Raw genomic sequence first — 20,632 nt, forward strand, 5'->3', positions numbered from 1 at the left:
CTCGCCAGGCCCTGACGTGGTTATTGGCTCGCAAGTCGGTTTTGAAAGGATACGCACGCGATGACTCCGGGGTGGGCTCCGGTTTCGAAAGGGACCCATTCGGAGATCCTGACGGTTGTCTGGTCTCTTGCGCCCGTCCTCGGCAACCGCCGATCGGTTCGCGTGTCCAAGCGATTCATGCGGGAGAGGCGATATTGATGAGGCGACGCACGATCTTGATACGGTGCCTTGCGCTTTTGACGACATGGGCGATGCCAGGGGGTGCGGCGGAAGGGGATCGGCCGAATCTGGTATGGATCGTCGTGGATGACATGTCGGCGAGCTTCTCGTGCGAGGGGGAGACGACGATCCGGACGCCGAACGTGGATCGGCTGGCGAGGGAGGGGACGAGGTTTCGGAAGGCGTTCGTCACGGCGCCGGTCTGCTCGCCGAGCCGCTCGGCGCTGATTACCGGGATGTATCAGACGACGATCGGGGCGCAAAACCACCGGAGCGGGCGAGGAGTCGAGAAGATTCGGCTGCCGGAGGGGGTCGAGCCGGTTCCAGCAGCTTTCAAACGAGCGGGGTATTACACGTGCATCGGGGGGCCGCTCGCGAAGGGGAAGGGGCTCGGGAAGACGGATTACAACTTCGATTGGGCCCCGTCGATGTATGACGGGAACGACTGGTCGGGACGGAAGCCGGGGCAGCCGTTCTTCATGCAGGTCCAACTGCATGGCGGGAAATATCGCGAGGGGAAGAACTGGGCGGAGGTGGTGCGTCGGGAGTTGGGTGAGGCCACGAAACCGGAGTCGGTCACGTTGCCGCCGTACTACCCGAAAGATCCGGTGATCCTCGAGGACTGGGCCGACTACCTCGACGCGGTCCGATACACCGACAAGCAGGTCGGCGACGTGCTCCGGAGGCTCGATGACGAGGGCCTGGCGGGCTCGACGGTGGTGATCTTCACGACCGACCACGGCATCAGCCACGCGAGGGGGAAGCAGTTCCTTTACGACGAGGGGATCCACGTACCCCTGATCGTCAGGGGGCCGAGGATTGCGAAGGGGAAGGTCCGGGACGACCTCGTCGAGCACATCGACATTGCCCCGACCTCGCTCGCTCTGGCGGGGCTGGCCATCCCTCAGGCGATGCAAGGGCACGACCTGTTCGCCGCCGATGGGGTCGCTCGAGACGCCGTGTTCGCCGCGCGGGACCGGTGCGACGAGACGGTCGAGCGGATCCGGGGAGTCCGGACCGACACGTTCAAATACATTCGCAATTTCTATCCCGACCGTCCCCACCTCCAGCCGAACCGGTACAAGGACGCCAAGGCGATCGTCAAGCGGCTCCGGCAGTTGCACGATGAGAAGGCGCTCGACGAGTTGCAGGAGCGGTTGCTCTTCTCCGAGTCGCGCCCCAGGGAGGAGCTTTACGACATCGCCGCCGATCCGCACGAGACCCGGAACCTAGCCGACGACTCGGCGCACCGCGCGACCTTGGGAACCATGCGAGGGCGACTCGACCACTGGATCGAGGAGACCGGCGATAGGGGACGTCAGCCCGAGCCGGAAGCGATGTACGACAGCGACATGGCCGTGTACCTGGGTAGCAAGGACGCCCAGGGTGACGCGACCCTGCGCCAGAACATCGCCCAGATGAAAGCGTGGGCCGCCGAGGGGAAATGATCGAGTCTCTGGGTGTCGGAGCCGGTGCAAGTCACTCTGGTCGACGTTGCTGGAGATTCACCACAATGGCACCAAGACACAAAGAAGACCGGGAGGCAGTACGGAGATAGATCATCTCGATGAAAATCATCAATCCAACCTCACAATAGATTCATCATACAATCGGATAATGGACGGATTAATGAACGTCAGGAGTCTCTCGCGACACAAGTCGAACCGGTGGGCCGGCTCACCGGTTTTTCGCTTGATTTGGGGCCGGAGCTCGGGTTCAATACGAAGGCCGCAAAGGTCGGTCCTGGAGGGTGTTGCCTCGGGCCGACCGGCGCCGGAAGGAAATCGAGGGGATGTCGGGCGGAACCTCGGGCTTGTCCACGTCTTCTTCGCCGGCAGGGCGTTCCCCAGGGCACTGACGTTGAGGTGACTCTCATCGAAGTTTGGGACTGTCAACTCTCTTCTCTCCGCCGTCGCGACACCCCCATCCACCCCGTTCATTCGACCTCGCGAGTTTCGGCCATCCGGGCCGAGGGCTTTCGCGGTTCAATTCGATGAGTCCGGGCCCACACACTCGACTCGCCGAGAACCGCCTGAGAGGGACGCGTCCGGGGACGTCATCCTCGACTCGAACACCAACGAGACCTCGTCATTCCAAAGAGTAGGGTATTGAAGGTCATGCGCCTCGAGATCGGAATCCCGGCGTTCTTGACGCTCGTCCTCGCCTCCACGCTGGGGGCGGCCCCTCCGACCGAGCCGACGCACCCGGCCCCTTCGGGAGTGATCGCGAGCGTCGCGAAGCCGAGCGCCCCGGCGTCGGTCGACCCCGGAGCACCGTCGACGACGATCCCCGCATTCCACTTCGAGCCGGTCGGGCTGTCGCTGATCCGGCCTTATGAGCGGGGGAAGATCCCGGTCGTCTTCATCCACGGCCTCTGGCTGAGCCCCTGGTCGTGGGCCCGGATGTGCGAGTCGCTCGAGTCCGATCGGGCCCTGCTCGACCGCTACCAAATCTGGACATTCGGATACTCGACCGGAGAGCCGCTGCTCTACTCGGCGCTGCTGCTGAGGAATAGCCTGAGGGAGGCCCGCAAGCGGTTTGACCCCGACGGCACCGACGCGGCGTTCGACCGCATGGTCCTCGTCGGGCACAGCATGGGAGGCTTGCTGGCGAAGATCGTGGTGCAGGACAGCGGGTCGAAGCTTTGGGACCTGCTCTGCTCGAAGCCGTTCGACGCGATGGTCGGCTCGCGCGAGGACCGCGATATTCTCCAGGAGATCCTCTATTTCAGGCCCCTACCCGAGGTGCGCCGGGTGGTCTTCATCGCGACGCCGCATCGGGGGAGCAAACTCGACCAGGGGGCGGTGCACCGGATCGGCTTGCGGCTGGTCCGGACCCACGACCCGCTCCAGGCGGCGCACGCGAGGCTCTTGAAAGCCAACGGGCCGGACTTCTTCACCCCGTTGCTTCGAGAGAAGATCCCCTCGAGCATCGACCAACTCGCCTGGGGACATCCCGAGCTCCTGGCGCTGTCCGCCCTCGCCATCAACTCGGGTGTGTCCTACCATTCGATCATCGCCGACCGTCGTAATCCCCCGCGTCCGGGGGGTTCGGACGGCGTCGTCCCTTACGCCAGCTCGCACCTGGACGGTCCCCGGCCCGAGTTCCTCGTCAGCGCCGGGCACCTATGCCAGGACACCCCCCCCGTCATCGAGGAAGTCCGGCGCATCCTCGTCGAACACCTCAAGCCCTGACCGGCCCGCGCCAGAGCCCGGGCTCTATCGAGCCTTGCAAGTGAGAATCGAGGGTTGGATCATGAGCGACGTGCTCCCCGAGACCTACCTGGCTCGCCACGGCGAGACCGATTGGACGATCAGCGGCCAGCACACGGGCCGGACCGACATCCCCCTGACCCCTCGGGGCGAGGAAAACGCGCGAGGGCTGGGCGACCGGCTCCGCGGTCTCGGGTTCGCCCGGGTGATCGCCAGCCCGCTCCGCCGCTCGCGAAGCACGTGCGAGATCGCCGGCTTCGCCGAGCTCGCCGAGTTCGATAAGGACCTGATGGAGTGGGATTACGGGGCCTACGAGGGTCTGACGACCGCCGAGATCCGCGGCCAGAGGCCCGACTGGGACCTCTTCCGCGACGGCTGCCCCGGTGGGGAGACGCTCGACGCGATCTCGGCCAGGGCCGACCGGGTCGTCGCCAAGATTCGCGAAGCGAGCGGCCGCGTCCTCGTCTTCAGCCACAGCCACGTCCTCCGGGTCCTCGCGGCGCGTTGGCTCGGACTCCCCGCGTCGCATGCCCGCTACTTCGTGCTCGGCACGGCGGCGCTGAGCGTCGTCGGCTACGAGCACAACCTGGCTGAGCCGGCCATCCGCCTCTGGAACGACGACCGCCACGTCCGGTCGGCGTAAGTGGAGGATCGCCCCCGACGCCCCTTCAGGCTCGATGAGCCCCGGTTCGGCCCGAGAATCCGGACCGATCGGGGCGGGACCGCCCGAAGCGCCCTGGCAATTGGGGGGGAGGCCAGATTATCGTAATCGGGGGCCGCCCTCCCGAGCGTGACCAGCCCGTCGATGTCGGCCTGTCCCGGGAAGGGTTCGCCCGGACCGAAGACCATCTCCGCGTCGGGTTGAGGTTCGAGCGCCGGGACGCCGATTCGGACGAGATGGCGGACCGGTTTCGGGAAAGAGATGGTGAGGTCTTATGGCGATACATCCACTGGCAGGACAACTCGCGCCGGCGGACGTACTCATGGACTTCGCCGCCTTGCTGCGCGAATACGTCGACCGTCGGCCAGGCCCGGCAAATTCTCACGACGGCGAGCGCCCGACGCCGGTGATCTCGCACGCGATCCTGGTCCATCGCCGAGGGCGTCGCGAACACCTCGGCCACGGCATCGTCAACACCCCGTCGCACACTTCCCCCGCCGACGGCGGCTTCAAGTACAACCCGCCGAACCGCGGCACCTCCGGCGGAAGGGCGTCGGCACCGAGAACACCGCCGAGATCGATGCGGAGAGCTTCAAGGACCATGCCCACCTCGACGCCATCGTCGACGAGGCCGGGGCGATCGTCCGACACGCGATAGCCGGGGCCTCGTCCTGATTAAGGATGTCCCACCCGGCGTGTTCGAGTCCAACGACCCGGCGAGAATGACCGCGAGACAGACCACGCGGCGAACGAACAGACTGACTGTCAGGTACCTGGAGAGGAGAAAGAGATCCATGGCGATCGCGGCCGACCCGAAGGCGACCGAGGCCGGGAAAGACCCGCTCGACATCACGTGCATCAACACGATCCGGACGCTCGCGATGGACGCGGTCCAGGCGGCCAATTCGGGACACCCCGGCGCCCCGATGGGCCTGGCCCCCGTGGCGTACTACCTCTGGCAGAACATCCTCCGCTTCGACCCCGAGGACCCGATCTGGCCGAACCGAGACCGGTTCGTCCTCTCGAACGGCCACGCGTCGATGCTGCTCTACGCCATGCTCCACCTGACCGGCGTCAAGTCGGTAAGCAAGGACTACGAGACCCTCGGCGAGCCGTCGGTCCCCCTCGAGGACATCAAGCGGTTCCGACAGTGGCACAGCAAGTGCCCGGGGCACCCCGAATATCGCTGGACCTCGGGCGTCGAGACGACCACCGGCCCGCTCGGCCAAGGGGTGGGCAACAGCGTCGGCATGGCGGTCGCCGGGCGCTGGATGGGGGCGCACTACAATAAGCCCGGCTTCGAAGAGCTGATCAACTTCAACGTCTACGCGATCTGCGGCGACGGCTGCATGATGGAGGGGATCTCGTCCGAGGCCGCCTCGCTCGCGGCCCACTGGAAGCTCTCCAACCTCTGCTGGATCTACGACAACAACCATATCAGCATCGAGGGGAGCACCTCGCTCGCCTTCACCGAGGACGTCGGTGCCCGGTTCCTCGCCTACGGCTGGAACGTCACACATGTGACCGATGTCAACGACCTCGGCCAGCTCGAGAAGGCGTTCGCCAACTTCCTGGCGACCGACGACCGCCCGACGCTGATCATCGTCGACACCCACATCGCCTTCGGCGCCCCCCACAAGCAGGACACCAAAGAGGCGCACGGCGAGCCGCTCGGCGACGAGGAGATCAAGCTCACGAAGCGAGGCTACGGTTGGCCCGAGGACGCCAAGTTCCTCGTCCCCGACGGCGTGTACGAGCACTTCCGGGAGGGCATGGGCCAGCGCGGGAAGACCCTCCGAGACGCCTGGTTCGACTCGCTCGGGAAGTACAAGGCCGAGTTCCCGGGCCCGGCCGACGAGCTCAGCCGGATGCAGCACCGCCAGCTCCCCGACGGTTGGGACAAGGGGCTGGTCCCGTTCCCGGCCGACGCCAAGGGGATGGCGACCCGCGTCTCCTCGGGCAAGGTCCTGAACGCTGTGGCCAAGGAAGTCCCCTGGCTGATCGGCGGCTCGGCGGATCTGGCCCCCTCGACAAAGACCCTGTTGACCTTCGAAGGGGCGGGCGCCTTCCAATCCGGGAGCTACGGCGGCCGGAACTTCCACTTCGGCGTGCGTGAGCACGTCATGGGCGCCATCATGAACGGGATGGCCCTGGTCAAGGTCCGGCCTTATGGCGCGGGCTTCCTGATCTTCAGCGACTACGGCCGGATGCCGATCCGACTCGCGGCGGTGATGGAGATCCCGGTCATTTACGTCTTCACGCATGACTCGATCGGAGTCGGCGAGGACGGCCCGACCCACCAGCCGATCGAGCAGCTCGCATCGCTCCGGGCGATGCCCGGTCTGGTCGTGCTCCGGCCGGCCGACGCCAACGAGGTGGTCGAGGCCTGGCGCTATGTCATGCAGCTCACCCACGAGCCGGTCTGCCTGATCTTGAGCCGACAGGACCTGCCGACCCTCGACCGGACCAAGTATGCCCCCGCCTCGGGCCTGAGCAAGGGGGCCTACGTGTTGGCGGACGCGCCCGACGGCAAGCCCGACGTCCTCCTGCTGAGCACCGGCAGCGAGATCCAACTCGCCGTCGAGGCCTACGAGAAGCTCACGGCCGAGGGGATCAAGGCCCGGGTCGTCAGCATGCCGTCCTGGGAAATCTTCGAGCACCAGTCGGCCGAGTACCGCGAGAGCGTCCTGCCCCCCGGCGTCAAGGCGAGGGTGGCGGTCGAGAAGGCCGCGACGTTCGGCTGGAGCCAGTACGTCGGCCTGACCGGCCAGATCATCGGCATGAAGACGTTCGGCGCCTCGGCCCCGCTCAAGGAGCTCCAGAAGGAGTTCCACTTCACGGTCGATTACGTGATCTCCGCCGCCAAGGACCAGTTGGAGAAAGCGAAGTAAACCATGAAGATCGCCATCGGCGCCGACCACGCCGGCTATGAACTCAAGCAGGTCCTCTGCGGCGACATCGCCGAGCTGGGTCACGAGTACGTCGACCTCGGGACCTTCGACCCGAACCAGCCCGACGACTACCCCGACTATGCCGCGGCCGTCGGGCTCGCGGTGCAGGAGGGGAAAGTCGATCGCGGGATCCTGATCTGCGGCTCCGGCGTCGGCGCGTCGGTGGCGGCGAACAAGCTGGCCGGCATCCGTGCCGGCCTCTGCCACGACACCTACTCGGCGCACCAGGGGGTCGAGCACGACGACATGAACGTCCTCGTCCTCGGCTCCCGGATCATCGGCACCGAGCTCGCCTACGAGCTCGTCCGTGCCTACCTCGGGGCGACGTTCAGCAACGAAGCCCGACACGTCCGCCGGCTCGCCAAGGTCAAGGCCATGGAGGCCTCGGGCAAGGCGGGACCGGCGGCGGGAGGTTGATCGACCGCGATCGCTTCGACTCTCGAGAAGCCTCGAGGTCCGGCTTATCCGGGCCTCGAGGCTCTCTACAAACAGTCTTTAGCACCCGGCCGGAAACCCGGTCGTTTCTTAAAAACCGGGTTTCGGGACAAACATCGACCCCAATCACTTCCGACGCGTTTCTTATGCCAATCTTCGGGATCGAGACCCGGCAACGGATGCCGTCGCTTGAAAGCAGGGGACATCGTGCAATCTACCCCTCGGGCGATCGAGACATCCGAAAATGATCATTCAACCCACTCTTTGAACGGGCAACTCCCCGACGCGGAATGCCGGTCCCCGTCCGCCTTCCAGGGCCGAGGGGTCGTGGAATGGTTCCGAGACGAAGGGCGCCCCCTGCCCCCGGGCCAATCGTGGCTCGATGACGAACTCGCTTATAACTTCGTGCTCTGCTCGGAAAATGCCGAGGCCGTCACGCTGCTCCTCTACAGCGAGGAGGACCCGGCCCGGCCGATCCTCGCGAAGCGGCTCGACCCGCAGGTGAACAAGCTCCGGACCATCTGGTTCTGCAAGGTCCCCAAGGCCGACGTCCCCGGCGCCAGGTATTACGCCTACTCGATCGACGGGCCTTCTCCGGGCGGCCCCGACGTCCGGCACGCGTTCGATCCCGAGAAGATCCTCCTCGACCCGTACGCGAAGTCGGTCTGGTTCCCCCCCACGTTCGACCGCGAGGCCGCGAAACGCCCGGGCTCGAACGCGGGCAAGGCGCCCCTCGGCGTCCTGAGGGACGGCGAACGACCGTTCGATTGGGGAGGGGACTGCAACCCCCCGCTCGACCCTCGAAGCATCATCTACGAGATCCACATCCGTGGATTCACCCGGAGCCCGAGCTCGGGCGTCGCAGACGAGGTCCGGGGGACGTATGCCGGCGTCATCGCCAAGATCCCGTACCTCAAGGCGCTCGGCGTCACGATGGTCGAGTTGATGCCCGTCCATCAGTTCGACCCCCAGGAGGGCAATTTCTGGGGATACATGACGCTCAACTTCTTCGCGACCCACCGGCAGTATGCCGCGGACCAGGGACGCGCCGAGGACGAATTCCGGGAGATGGTCAAGGCGCTGCACAACGCGGGGATCGCGGTCATCCTCGACGTCGTCTACAACCACACCGCCGAGGCCGCCGAGGACGGTCCGACCTACAGCTTCAAGGGGATCGACAACAGCACCTATTACCTCCTCTCCGGCGACCCCGCGAAGCCCTATTCGGACTACTCGGGGACAGGGAACACGCTCCACTGCAACAACCGCAACGTCCAGGTCCTGATCCTCGAGAGCCTACGCTACTGGGCGACCGAGATGCGGGTGGATGGCTTCCGATTCGACCTCGCCTCGGTGTTCACTCGCCTGGACAACGGGCTGATCGACCTGTCCGATTCGCCGCTCGTCTCGGCGATCCGCGCGGACCCGGCGCTCCGCCACGTCCATCTGATCGCCGAGCCCTGGGACGCCGCGGGGCTCTACCAACTCGGCAGCCACTTCCCGGGGCAGCTCTGGAGCCAGTGGAACGGCCAGTTCCGGGACGACTTGCGCAAGTTCATCAAGGGGGATCCGGGGATGGTCCCGACCTTGATGCGCCGGCTCTACGGCAGCGACGACCTCTTCCCCGACACGGTGCGCGACGCCTGCCGCCCGTTCCACAGCATCAACTACATCAACTCCCATGACGGCTTCACGCTCTACGACCTGCTCTCCTACACCGAGCCCAGGAACTGGGCAAACGGGCACGACAACACCGACGGCCAGCGCGACAACTACAACTGGAATTGTGGCTGGGAAGGGGATGAAAACGCTCCCCAGGACGTCCTCACGCTCCGGAAGCGCCAGGCGAAGAATCTCTGCTGCTTGCTGATGCTCGCCAACGGCATCCCGATGTTCCGCGCCGGTGACGAATTCTTGCAAACGCAGCATGGGAACAACAACCCGTACAACCAGGACAACGAAACCTCCTGGCTCGACTGGAGCCGGGGCGAAGTGAACGGCGAGAACCTCCGGTTCTTCCGGGCCATGATCGCCTTCCGGAAAGCACATCCGAGCTTGCATCGCAATCGCTTCTGGCGGGAAGACGTGCGATGGTACGGCGTCGGCCCGGACGCGGACGAGTCGCACGACTCGCACAGCCTCGCCTACGTCCTCCGAGGTGAAAGCCTCGGCGACGACGACCTGTACGTGATGATCAACGCCTACTGGGAACCCCTGACGTTCGCGATCCAAGAGCGGGGCGAGACCCCTTGGCATCGGGTCGTCGACACCGCGGAAGTGAGCCCCGGCGACATCGTCGAACCCGGATCCGAACCGGTCGTGCCGGACGAGTACGTGGTCCGGGCCCGTTCGGTCGTCGTGCTGATTCGTGGGTCGAGATTTGCCGGATAATTGGCCCGACGACGACCGCTGGTTAAACTCGGCCGCAACCCCCGGTGTGCCCGAACTGTCCGGTCGAAGCGAGCCCTGAGACCATCCAACAATAACGGAGCGACTCATGCAGATTGGAATGATTGGGCTGGGCCGGATGGGGGCCAACATGGTGCGCCGGCTCATGCGAGCGGGCCACGAGTGCGTCGTCCATGACGTCTCCGCCTCCTCGGTGAAGACCCTGGTCGACGAAGGGGCGGTGGGCTCGACGACCCTCCAGGATTTCGTCTCGAAGCTGAAAGGTCCCCGAGCCGTCTGGCTGATGGTCCCGGCGGCGGTCGTGGACTCGACGCTCAACGAACTCGTCCCCTTGCTGAGCAAGGGTGACATCGTCATCGACGGCGGGAACTCTTATTACATCGACGACCTCCGCCGCGCCGGGGAGCTCAAGGCCGAGGGGATCCACTACGTCGACGTCGGCACGAGCGGCGGCGTCTGGGGGCTCGACCGCGGTTACTGCATGATGATCGGGGGCGACAAGGAGGCCGTGACCTACCTCGACCCGATCTTCGCGACGCTCGCTCCTCCCATCGACGCCGCACCTCGGCTCCCCGGCCGCGAGTCCCTCGGCGGCACCGCCGAGCACGGCTATCTGCATTGCGGACCCAACGGCGCAGGCCACTTCGTGAAGATGGTCCACAACGGCATCGAGTACGGCATCATGGCCGCTTATGCCGAAGGGATGTCGATCCTGAAGCACGCCAACGTCGGCAAGCAGCAGCACACGATCGACGCGGAGACGACACCGCTGCGCGATCCCTCGCTCTACCAGTACGACCTCGACCTGCGCGACATCGCCGAGGTCTGGCGGCGAGGGAGCGTCATCGCCTCGTGGCTCCTCGACCTGACCGCGGCCTCATTGCTCAAGGACCCCGAACTCACCGACTTCGCCGGCAGAGTCTCGGACTCGGGCGAAGGGCGCTGGACGATCAAGGCCGCCATCGACGAGGCCGTCCCGGCCCCCGTCCTCACCACGGCGCTCTACGAACGCTTCTCCTCCCGGGGCGAGGCCAGCTACGCCGACAAGCTCCTCTCCGCGATGCGGTTCCAGTTCGGCGGCCACGTCGAGAAGGCCGCCGGGCAGTGAGTGTCTGTCCCCGTGACCCGGTTTTTTCTTAGAAACCGGGTTTCAGGACAGTTCCTGACGCAGACACTCCCTTCGTCCAATCCGAGCCCTGTCCTGCTACCCGAGGGAAGAGCTGACGATGTCGAAACCCCAATCCGATGCACTCGTGTTCTTCGGCGCGACCGGTGACCTCGCCTACAAGAAGATCTTCCCGGCGCTTCATTCGATGGCGAAGCGAGATCACCTCCACGTCCCGGTCATCGGCGTGGCCAAGGCGGGTTGGGGCCTCGACCAGCTCAAGGCGCGGGCCCGCGAGAGCATCGAGCACCACGGGGGCGTCGACGAGACCGCGTTCGGCCGGCTCATGGCCGCGCTCCGCTACGTCGACGGCGACTACCAGGACCCGGCCACCTTCCAGACGCTCCGCGAGCAGCTCGGCTCCGCCCAGCGGCCGACGCACTACCTCGCGATCCCCCCGACCCTCTTCGGCCTGGTCGTCGAGCAGCTCGCCAAGTCAGGGTGTGCCAAAGGGGCCCGGATCGTCGTCGAGAAGCCGTTCGGCCAGGACCTCGCCTCGGCCCAGGCGCTGAACCAGACGTTGCTCGGCGCCTTCGACGAGACGTCGATTTTCCGGATCGACCACTACCTGGGCAAGGGCCCGGTGCAGAACCTCCTCTACTTCCGCTTCGCCAACACGTTCCTCGAACCGATCTGGAATCGAAGATATGTGCACAGCGTCCAGATCACGATGGCCGAGGACTTCGGCGTCCAGGGCCGTGGCCACTTCTACGAAGAAGCCGGCGCCATCCGGGACGTGGTGCAGAACCACCTCTTCCAGGTCCTCTCGATCCTCACGATGGAACCCCCCGTCGGCGCCGACAGCGAGGCGGTCCGGGACGAGAAGGCCAAGGTCCTGAAGGCCATCCCGCCGCTCCACGCGGATGACGTCGTGCGCGGCCAATTCCAGGGCTATCGCGACGAGAAAGGGGTCGCGCCCGACTCCCAGGTCGAGACGTTCGCCGCAGTCCGGCTCCGGATCAACTCCTGGCGATGGGAGGGGGTCCCGTTCTACATCCGGGCCGGCAAGAACCTGCCCGTGACCTGCTCCGAAGTCCTGGTGACGCTCCGCCGCACCCCGGCGATCGCCCCGACCTCCCAACTGACCCCGAACTACCTCCGGTTCCGACTCAACCCCGACCATTCGATCGCCCTCGGCACCATGGTCCTCCCCCCCGGCGAACACCCCGAGGGGAAGCCGGTCGAGCTCCTCCTTAGCCACCACCCCGAGTCCGACGAGATGGAGGCTTACGAACGGCTCCTTGGCGAGGCCATGAAAGGCGACGCCACCCTCTTCGCCCGAGAAGACTACGTCGAGGCCGCCTGGCGGATCGTCGGCCCCGTCCTCGGCGAGTCGACGCCGGTCCACATCTACGAGCCGAAGACATGGGGCCCTCGCGAGGCTGAGCGCCTGCTCGATGACGGCCATAGCTGGCATAACCCCGTGCTGTCTCGGTGATTTGGAAACACGATCTTCGACCGTGCCCGGAGAAATCAGAAATCCTCGACGGGACGAGTGCTCGCGATCGGCCTTCCGAGAATCGCGTCCTGCGGATAGAAAAGGGGAGCCATCCGGGACGAACTCCGAGTCCGAGGTGTGGGCTGCGCCCACTCTGGCCGCTTCGGAAGCCGGTGGGCGGAGCCCACCCAACGGATTGGGTCGTACGATGGCGCTCCTCCCCAAACTCTCGGCATTGTCATTCCAGGCCGACTCTCGACCCAAGGTCGGGACAAGGATCCGCCCCGGCCTCTTCCTCGTGGTCGTATTCCTGGCCGGTTCCTCGGGCTGCGCGGGGATCAGCGCGACCGAGGCGCGGTTCCGTAACACGATCCGGGATCGTCGCGAGCGTTTCGAGGCCACGCGAGGCGTGAGCGGGGCCTCGGCGGCCGTGCTCGAGCACGCGGGGATCCCGGCCGATGCCGGGAGGAATCCGGCCCTCTCCGCGAGGGCACTCGAGTCCAAGCTCCAATTCTACCCCGACCCCAATGGGCCCTTGGCGCTCGCGGAGCTCTCGTACCGCGCGGGGCTCCAGCGCCAGACGTTCTCGCCGTCGGCAGCCATCGACTGGTATCGCGAGGCGGCGATCCTCGCGTCGCTCGCCCTTGGCGAGGCGCAAGGGTCCCACCCGGAGCTGGCGGCCGAGATCCACAATCGGGCTCTGGCACGGTTGATCCGGATCGCTCAGTCGGAAGGGATCCTGACCCGGAAAGTCTGGCGCCGGGTCGTGAGCGAGCAAGGTTTGTCGCTCGGCAGCTCGACCACGTTCCTCGACCCCGAGCGCATCGCCGACGTCCGCCTCACGGGCGACCTCCAGGTCACGGGGCTGGACCACGTCTACCGCTTCAACGGCCTGGGGGTCCCGCTCGTCGCCCACCGGGTCACCGACCCGAAACTTCCCCCCGACACGCACGACCAGCTCATGCCCCGCGAGATTCGGACCGCGGCCACAGCGGTCGTCATCCCTGGCGGGCGGTTTGCCGGCGGCGAGTGGCGGCAGAAGCGGAGTACCCTCGTCTTCTTCGACCCCGCGCAGGAGTCGGCGGCGGTCGTCGGTTCGAGGAGCGTGCCCCTCGCCCGAGACCTCTCCACCCCCCTGGCCATGCAGGTCGCCCGGATCCACCTCTCCACGCTCGAGTGGAACGGACTTTTTCAGTCCGACTTCACTCGAGAAGGCGTGGAGACCGGCCTCTACATCCTCCGGCCTTATCAGCCGGGGAAGATCCCCGTCGTCTTCGTCCACGGCCTGGTCTCGAGCCCGAGGGCCTTCATCCAGACGATCAACGAGTTGGAGAACGACCCGATCCTCTCCGCCCGCTACCAGTTCTGGGTTTTCATGTACCCGACCGGTCTGCCGGTCCCGGCCTCCGCCGCCCGGCTCCGCGAGTCGCTGGCCAAGACAAGGGATACGCTCGACCCTGGCCATGCCGACGGTGCCTTGGACCGGATGGTCTTCGTCGGGCACAGCATGGGGGGCCTGCTCTCCAAGATGATGACCCAGGACAGCGGCCTGGAACTCTGGAACGCCACGATCCAGGTCCCCTACGAGAAGCTCCAGGCCTCGCCGTCGCTCGAGAAGACGATCGGGCAGGCGTTGGTCTATCAGCGAGTGCCCAACGTCTCGCGGGTCGTGTTCATCGCGTCGCCGCATCGTGGCAGCCCGATCGCGAATGAGTTGTTTGGCCGCGTCGTCTCGAGCTTCATCCGCCGGCCTGCCAAGTTCGACGAGGTCTCTGCGGAAATGCGAGAGATCTACGGGCAGGACGTCATCAGCCCCGAGTTGCGCGGCCAACCCCTCAACGCGATCGGCAACCTCCGAACCGACAGTCCGATCCTGGCCGCTTTGAATCGGATCCCGATCAATCCCTCGGTCCCGTATCACTCGATCATCCCCCAGATCGGGGGAGGTAGGGTCCTGAAGACGGATGGCGTGGTCGAGTATTCCAGCTCCCACCTCGACGGCGCGACGTCCGAGCTGATCGTCTCGGGTTTCCACTCCGCGCAGCAAAAGCCCGAGGTAACCGCGGAGCTCCGTCGGATCCTCCTGGTCCACCTCGGGCCCGATGGTCCGACGGGCGCGGTCGATGGGGCGAGGGTCGGTGCCGTCGCACCGGCCTCGAGGAAGTTCTAGACGCCGCGGGGCGTCATTTGGGTGGAGAGGGCCGCGGGTCGAGTGCCTTCCGACTTCGTCCCTCGTCTTTGTTGAGCGCGCCACCGGGTCGCTCTTCGGTTTTCACCGAATCCAAGAACCGGTCGAGCTTGTCTTCCAGGTTTTCCATGCGTACCTCGAGGGCGGCGAGCCTCGAGTCGATGACGAGCAATCCGTCCTTGACATGATACGAGAGGCCGAGCGGTCGAAGGGCCCGTCGCAAGGCGACCCCCAGGGGGGTATTCTTCCCGTCGAAGGTCGCGATGGAAGACATCGTCTGGTTCGCCTCCTGGAGACCCAGGGGGCTGACATAGATCGGGATTCCCGGGACCCCTGGGGCTCGCGTCGCTTCCCTGATCGACTTCAAGACCGAGTCCAGCTCGGCCCCGTCGGGGAACGCGACGTCGTACGCCCCTTTGAGCTTGGTTAGGATCGTCCGGGACTGCTCCTCGAGGGCCCGGGCGTCGGCCACCCTCTTGATCCGCTGTTCCGCGAGCTTTCGCCAGGTTTCCGGGTCGGGATTCTCGATGACGACCGTATCGGGGAACGGGACGGCCTTCCTCGCGACATCCGCATCGGACTCGACCTGACGCCCTTGCTGGGCAAGGACCGCGGCCCCGACCACACCCGAGAGCAGAAGGGCGGGAATCATGGCGGACTTCATCGCGCTGTAGTACATCATCAAGATCGCTCCTTGTGCGAGGGATTGGATCGTGCCCGAGACCGGCGCCGGGTCCAGTGGAACGACAGCCCTCCACCGGACCGCGAAATGGGCCGTGGAATCGATCAGGCCGCTCGAAGGCAACCATGCGACTTTCCCGGGCGAGAGGACGGCCCCGAGGAGGCCGGCCGGCCCGAGGTCACGACGTCGCAATCGGGCTTCGAGCTTCCGTCGGGCTCGATGGAGCCGACCGCGGAGGGTCGGCTCGGATATGCCCAGCGCCTGGGCGGCACGCTCGTAACTCTGATCCCCGAGGCAGCAAAGGATGAGCGCCGATCGGAGCGTCTCCGGGAGGCGTTCGATCTCCTCGTGCAGGGCTTGCTCGAGCTCGCGAGGCTCTTTATCCGCCGGCGCCTCGTGGTCGAGGTCGGGCGGGCCGGGCTTCTCGCGGAGCTGCCTCCGGGCCGCGAGGCTCCTGGCTCGTCGCGAGACCCGAGACGCCACGCCAAGGAGCCAAGGCCCGACCGCCTCGCGGCTGCGGATCGACTCGGACCTGCGCACCAGGACGAGGAAGGTCGCCTGGAAGGCGTCCTCGACGTCATGCGAATCCCTGAGCACACCCCGGCAGAGCCGCAGGACCATCGGGCCGTGTCGTTCGACCAGGACCCGAAAGGCCTCCTCGGCCGCCGCTCCGCGACGGCTCCGGTAGATCTCCAGGAGCTCGCGATCGGTCGACGCCCCGAGCGTCCCCACGTCGAAGAGGGTGCTCAATGTCCGAGATGGAGGGCTCGATCGTGCGCCGGACATGGCCTCGTCCCGACAGACCGCGGGTGGTCGATCTCTACACTGGAATGTGCGGGGACGAGGCCATTCCTCACAAACTATTCGCGACGAATTCCGAAGATCACGCGGGCAACGATCCAATCAGTCACTCCGCCTTGAGCGAGCGATAGCGACGGATCAAGGCATTGGTCGAGCTGTCGTGGCCGAGTTGCGGCTCGTCCTTGCCCCCGAGCTCGGGGATGATCCGCTTGGCGAGGACCTTGCCCAGCTCGACGCCCCACTGGTCGAACGAGTCGATACCCCAGACGATCCCCTGGGTGAAGACGCTGTGCTCGTAGAGCGCGATCAGGCTCCCGAGGATCTCGGGGGTGAGGCGCTCGGCGAGGATGACGTTCGTCGGCCGGTTCCCCTCGAAGACGCGATGGGGCACGAGCCAGTCGGGGGTCCCCTCGGCCTTGACCTCCTCGGCGGTCTTGCCGAACGCGAGGGCCTCGGCCTGCGCGAAGACGTTCGACATCAAGTAGTCGTGGTGATCGCCCAGGGGGTTGAGGGTCCGGCAGAAGCCGATCAGGTCGCTCGGGATCAGCCGGGTCCCCTGGTGGATGAGCTGGTAGAACGAGTGCTGGCCGTTCGTCCCGGGCTCGCCCCAGTAGATCGGCCCGGTCGAGTACGACACGTGCTCGCCGGTGAGGGTGACGTGCTTGCCGTTGCTCTCCATCGTCAATTGCTGGAGGTAGGCCGGGAATCGCTTCAGGTACTGGTCGTAGGGGAGGATGGCCACCGTCTCGGAGCCGAAGAAGTCGGTGTACCAGACGCCGAAGAGCCCGAGCAGGGCCGGGAGGTTCTTCGCGAACGGGGCCGTCCGGAAGTGCTCATCCATGGCGTGGAAGCCGGCGAGCATCGCGCGGAAGTTCTCCGGCCCGACCGCGATCATCGTGGAGAGGCCGATCGCCGAGTCCATCGAGTACCGGCCGCCGACCCAGTCCCAGAACTCGAACATGTTCGCGGTGTCGATGCCGAACTTCGACACCTCGGCCGCGTTGGTCGAGACGGCGACGAAGTGCTTGGCCACCGCCTCCTCGTCGCCGAGAGTTGCGAGGGCCCAGTCGCGGGCGGTGTGGGCGTTCGTCATCGTCTCGAGGGTCGTGAACGTCTTCGACGAGACGAGGAAGAGCGTCTCGGCCGGGTCGAGGTCGCGGGTCGCCTCGGCGAAGTCGGTGCCGTCGATGTTGGAGACGAATCGGAATGTGAGCGAACGTTCGGTGTAATGCCGGAGCGCCTCGTAGGCCATCACGGGGCCGAGGTCCGAGCCGCCGATCCCGATGTTGACGACGTTGCGGATCCTTTTGCCGGTGTGCCCCGTCCAATCGCCGCTCCGGACTCGGTCGGCGAAGGCCGACATCTTGTCGAGCACGGCGTGGACCTGCGGGACGACGTTTTCGCCATCGACGACGATCGACGTCCCCTTCGGGGCCCGGAGCGCCACGTGGAGCACGGCCCGGTTCTCGGTGACGTTGATCTTCTCGCCGCGGAACATGGCGTCGATCCGGTCGCGGAGGCCGGACTCTTCGGCGAGTTCCACGAGGAGCCCGATCGTCTCGTCGGTGACGCGGTTCTTCGAATAGTCGAGAAAGAGCCCGACGGCCTCGGCCGTGAGCCGCTCGCCTCGCGCGGAGTCTTCGGCGAACAACCCGCGCAGTTGGACGTCGCGGATCTGCTCGTAATGCGCCTCGAGCGCCTTCCAGGCCTTGCGCTGACGCAGCGGTGTCGAGCTCATTGAGGTGTCCTCTCAATCGTCCCACGGAGACAACAGACGTTTCCCACCCGGGAACCCCACTCGGCCCTTCTGGAATGAGCCGCAGTCGGTTTGCCGCGAGGGAGATGTCGAATCGGCCGACCGGCTTCAGCCTACCCCCACACCGACGACGGGTCCACTGCGGACCGCGAGGGATCCGAGGCCTCGGCCCTCGAGCCGGTCGATCGCCCATCTTTCAAGGTGCTGGCGGGACATGATACCCTTCGGATCGGCCTCCCCGGAGCGCCACCGATCGGGCGTCGGGGCGAAGAAAACGTCCTAATTGGATACCAGCCGAGATGAGCCACCGCGACCCTCACCGGCCCTCGCCCGAATCCCGACACGACGCGTCCCCTATCGCGACCGGGGGAGAACGGCGGCCCCCGGGGTGCCTGGCGCTCAACAGAGAGGGAGGACCGGGGTCCACTCTCGAGATCGACGGCCTGCTCCAGGCGCGACTCCGGTCCGCCGGCCTCTTCTTCACGGTCGTGCTCGCCCTCACGCTGGGCCGGGACTTCGTCCTGGGCGAAGTCGTGGCCTGGCAACTCCAGATTGCCGCGATCCTCGCCGTCGCCACCATCGTCGCGATCCTGTCCGCCCCAAGGCCGATCAAGACCCGACGGTTGCGGATCCTCGAGATCCTGATCTTCGGGATCGCGGCGGGGATCCTGGCCCTCCGGCACTACCACGCCATGCTGATGTGGGCGTCCCGAGGGGATGAGGTCGCGATCGCCACGGCGGCGAAGAACATGATCATCAGCTCGGTGCTGCTCATGTTCGCCTATGCAATGTTAATCCCCGGCACCTGGCGCCGGGCATTGCGCTTCGCCGTGACGTTCGCCGTCCTCCCGGAGGTGACGACCGCCGTCGTGCTCCTCGTGCATCCCACACTGTTTCCCGCCATCCGCGACGTCGCCACGTTCGATCGCATGAGCCGAGACTTCGTGCTTCTGCTCATCGCCGGGGGGCTCTCGGTCTACGGCACACACGTCTTGAACTCGCTCCGACGCGAGGTGTTCGAGGCGAGGCGGCTCAACCAGTACCGCCTCGGGAAGAAGATCGGCGCCGGCGGGATGGGCGAAGTCTACCTGGCCGAACACCAGCTCTTGAAGCGGCCTTGTGCCGTCAAGTTGATCCGCCCCGACAAGGCCGGGGATGCCCGAGAGCTCGCCCGGTTCGAGCGCGAGGTCCGCGCCACGGCGAGGCTGTCGCACCCGAACACGGTGGACGTCTACGATTTCGGATGCGCCGACGACGGGACCTTCTACTACGTGATGGAATACCTCCACGGACTGCCCCTCGACGAGCTGGTGGACCGCCACGGCCCCCTGCCCCCCGGCCGAGTGATCTACCTACTGCGGCAGGCCTGCGAGGCGCTCGCCGAGGCCCATGGCGCAGGGCTGATTCATCGCGACCTCAAGCCCGCGAACATCTTCGCCGCGACGAGGGGGGGACGATCCGATTTCGTCAAGCTCCTCGACTTCGGCCTCGTCAAGGAGGCCACTCCGGAAAATGAGTCGTTCGAATTGAGTCAGAAAGGGATCGCGCGCGGCTCACCCCAGTACATGGCGCCCGAGCAGGTCCTCGGCGCATCCTTGGACCAGCGATGCGACCTCTATGCGCTCGGGGGCGTGGCCTACACGCTGATCACCGGGCGTCCCCCCTTCGACGGCGAGTCGCCTGCGAGCGTGATGATCTCCGTGACGAGAGACGCCGTCGTGCCGCCCTCCCGGCTCCGCCCCGACGTGCCCAATGACCTCGAGCACCTCATCATGACGTGCCTGGCCAAAGACCCGAACTCCCGTCCTTCGAGTGCCGAGGAGGTCGGACAAGCCCTCGCCCGCTGTCGATCCTCGGCGGAGTGGGACGCCTCGGCGGCCGCAACGTGGTGGCACGAACGCGAGGCCAATGCCTCGCGGAAAGCCTCCCTCTGAGGGAAGCCTGATACTGGTCCCCCGAGAGTCTCTGTCCTTTAACGGGTTCGGGCGGATCGACCCCGCGTTGCACCCCTTGGATAGAGGGCTTCCCGGACTCTTTACAAGCCCGAAGCGCAAGCGAGTGATTCGTCTCGCGGGATATCGAGAGAGATTCACTCGCTTGCGCTTCGGGCTTGTATCAAAGAGCGGCGACTCGATCGTAAACCGCCTCGGATCCTCAGTGGGTTGCGGTATAGGGATGAGCCCCTTCCTCGGTATCCCACCACATCCGGACGAACCCGCGATCCTCGAGCGCGAAGTATTCGAAAAGGCTCGGTCGCGCCATCCAGACTTCCTGGGCGAAATAGAGGCTCCGGACGCCCGTGAGGATCTCCAGCGAGACGGTGAAGACCAGGGTCGACGGGTCGTTGACCCACTTTGGCCCGACCTCGTCCATCCACTTCGACAACGCCGGAGTGTTCTTGAGCCGGACCTCCTCGGCAAAATCGGGAGAATCCACGAGCCGGCCGTCGACCGTCTTGAGGAACCGCTTGATCCCGGGATGATCGGAGCCGAGGCTCGCGGTCCTGGAACGGTTGGTGACCGAGATCCACTCTTCTTTCGCCGACACCATCCGCGACCCTCCTCCCAACCGTCCCGGTCGAGTCTTGACCCCCGTTCCATTTTAGAGCCAGTTCTTATTCGTAAAGGGCAATTCGTCCGCCGAACCGAGGACGGAGAGTTCGTCGGCCCCGAACCCATCAATGCAGACAGATTCGATAATCAGCCCGACCCCGAG

The 20,632-nt window shown here is 65.8% G+C and carries 13 protein-coding genes and 1 pseudogene; 11 read left to right on the forward strand and 3 right to left on the reverse strand.

The genetic code is table 11. From position 1 onward, the window contains the following. Positions 1–251 precede the first annotated feature (251 nt). From ACYOEI_RS17265 to ACYOEI_RS17310, 10 genes and pseudogenes are all read left to right on the forward strand, one after another. Positions 252–1,667, forward strand: coding sequence for a sulfatase family protein (locus ACYOEI_RS17265; protein WP_462850780.1), 1,416 nt, complete (start codon positions 252–254; stop codon positions 1,665–1,667). A gap of 669 nt (positions 1,668–2,336) precedes the next feature. Next, positions 2,337–3,413, forward strand: coding sequence for an esterase/lipase family protein (locus tag ACYOEI_RS17270; RefSeq protein ID WP_462850781.1), 1,077 nt, complete (start codon positions 2,337–2,339; stop codon positions 3,411–3,413). 61 nt (positions 3,414–3,474) lie between these two features. After that, positions 3,475–4,074: a histidine phosphatase family protein gene (locus tag ACYOEI_RS17275; RefSeq protein WP_462850782.1), complete on the forward strand. Its 600-nt coding sequence runs from the start codon at positions 3,475–3,477 to the stop codon at positions 4,072–4,074. A gap of 340 nt (positions 4,075–4,414) precedes the next feature. Next, positions 4,415–4,651, forward strand: a pseudogene (locus tag ACYOEI_RS17280) (hypothetical protein); the annotation flags it as partial. A gap of 235 nt (positions 4,652–4,886) precedes the next feature. Beyond that, positions 4,887–6,983, forward strand: coding sequence for a transketolase (gene tkt, locus ACYOEI_RS17285; protein ID WP_462850783.1), 2,097 nt, complete (start codon positions 4,887–4,889; stop codon positions 6,981–6,983). A 3-nt stretch (positions 6,984–6,986) separates the two neighbouring features. Next, complete coding sequence (gene rpiB, locus ACYOEI_RS17290) at positions 6,987–7,460, forward strand: ribose 5-phosphate isomerase B (RefSeq protein WP_462850784.1); 474 nt, start codon at positions 6,987–6,989, stop codon at positions 7,458–7,460. 345 nt (positions 7,461–7,805) lie between these two features. Then, on the forward strand, positions 7,806–9,869 hold the full coding sequence (locus tag ACYOEI_RS17295; protein WP_462850785.1) for a glycogen debranching protein: 2,064 nt from the start codon (positions 7,806–7,808) through the stop codon (positions 9,867–9,869). A 106-nt stretch (positions 9,870–9,975) separates the two neighbouring features. Next, positions 9,976–10,995: a phosphogluconate dehydrogenase (NAD(+)-dependent, decarboxylating) gene (gene gnd, locus ACYOEI_RS17300; protein ID WP_462850786.1), complete on the forward strand. Its 1,020-nt coding sequence runs from the start codon at positions 9,976–9,978 to the stop codon at positions 10,993–10,995. A gap of 118 nt (positions 10,996–11,113) precedes the next feature. Further along, complete coding sequence (gene zwf / locus ACYOEI_RS17305; protein WP_462850787.1) at positions 11,114–12,490, forward strand: glucose-6-phosphate dehydrogenase; 1,377 nt, start codon at positions 11,114–11,116, stop codon at positions 12,488–12,490. Between the two features lie 208 nt (positions 12,491–12,698). Then, positions 12,699–14,660, forward strand: a complete 1,962-nt coding sequence (locus ACYOEI_RS17310; RefSeq protein ID WP_462850788.1) for an esterase/lipase family protein — start codon at positions 12,699–12,701, stop codon at positions 14,658–14,660. A 13-nt stretch (positions 14,661–14,673) separates the two neighbouring features. Here ACYOEI_RS17310 and ACYOEI_RS17315 read toward each other — a convergent pair whose 3' ends face one another. Further along, entirely contained in the window at positions 14,674–16,146 is a 1,473-nt protein-coding gene (locus tag ACYOEI_RS17315) for an RNA polymerase sigma factor (RefSeq protein WP_462850789.1), read from the reverse strand. Positions 16,147–16,267: 121 nt separating this feature from the next. Beyond that, the gene (pgi, locus tag ACYOEI_RS17320) at positions 16,268–17,899 is read right to left on the reverse strand and encodes a glucose-6-phosphate isomerase (protein WP_462850790.1); all 1,632 of its coding nucleotides are present in this window, start codon (positions 17,897–17,899) and stop codon (positions 16,268–16,270) included. A gap of 317 nt (positions 17,900–18,216) precedes the next feature. On the opposite strand from pgi, the gene ACYOEI_RS17325 reads away from it, so the two are divergent. Beyond that, positions 18,217–19,851 carry a serine/threonine-protein kinase gene (locus ACYOEI_RS17325; protein ID WP_462850791.1) on the forward strand — a complete coding sequence of 545 codons (1,635 nt, stop codon included), beginning with the start codon at positions 18,217–18,219 and terminating at the stop codon, positions 19,849–19,851. A gap of 220 nt (positions 19,852–20,071) precedes the next feature. Here the strand turns inward: ACYOEI_RS17325 and ACYOEI_RS17330 are convergent, their stop codons facing one another. Next, complete coding sequence (locus ACYOEI_RS17330) at positions 20,072–20,467, reverse strand: hypothetical protein (RefSeq protein WP_462850792.1); 396 nt, start codon at positions 20,465–20,467, stop codon at positions 20,072–20,074. Positions 20,468–20,632 lie beyond the last annotated feature (165 nt).

The sequence above is a fragment of the Singulisphaera rosea genome (assembly GCF_054877945.1).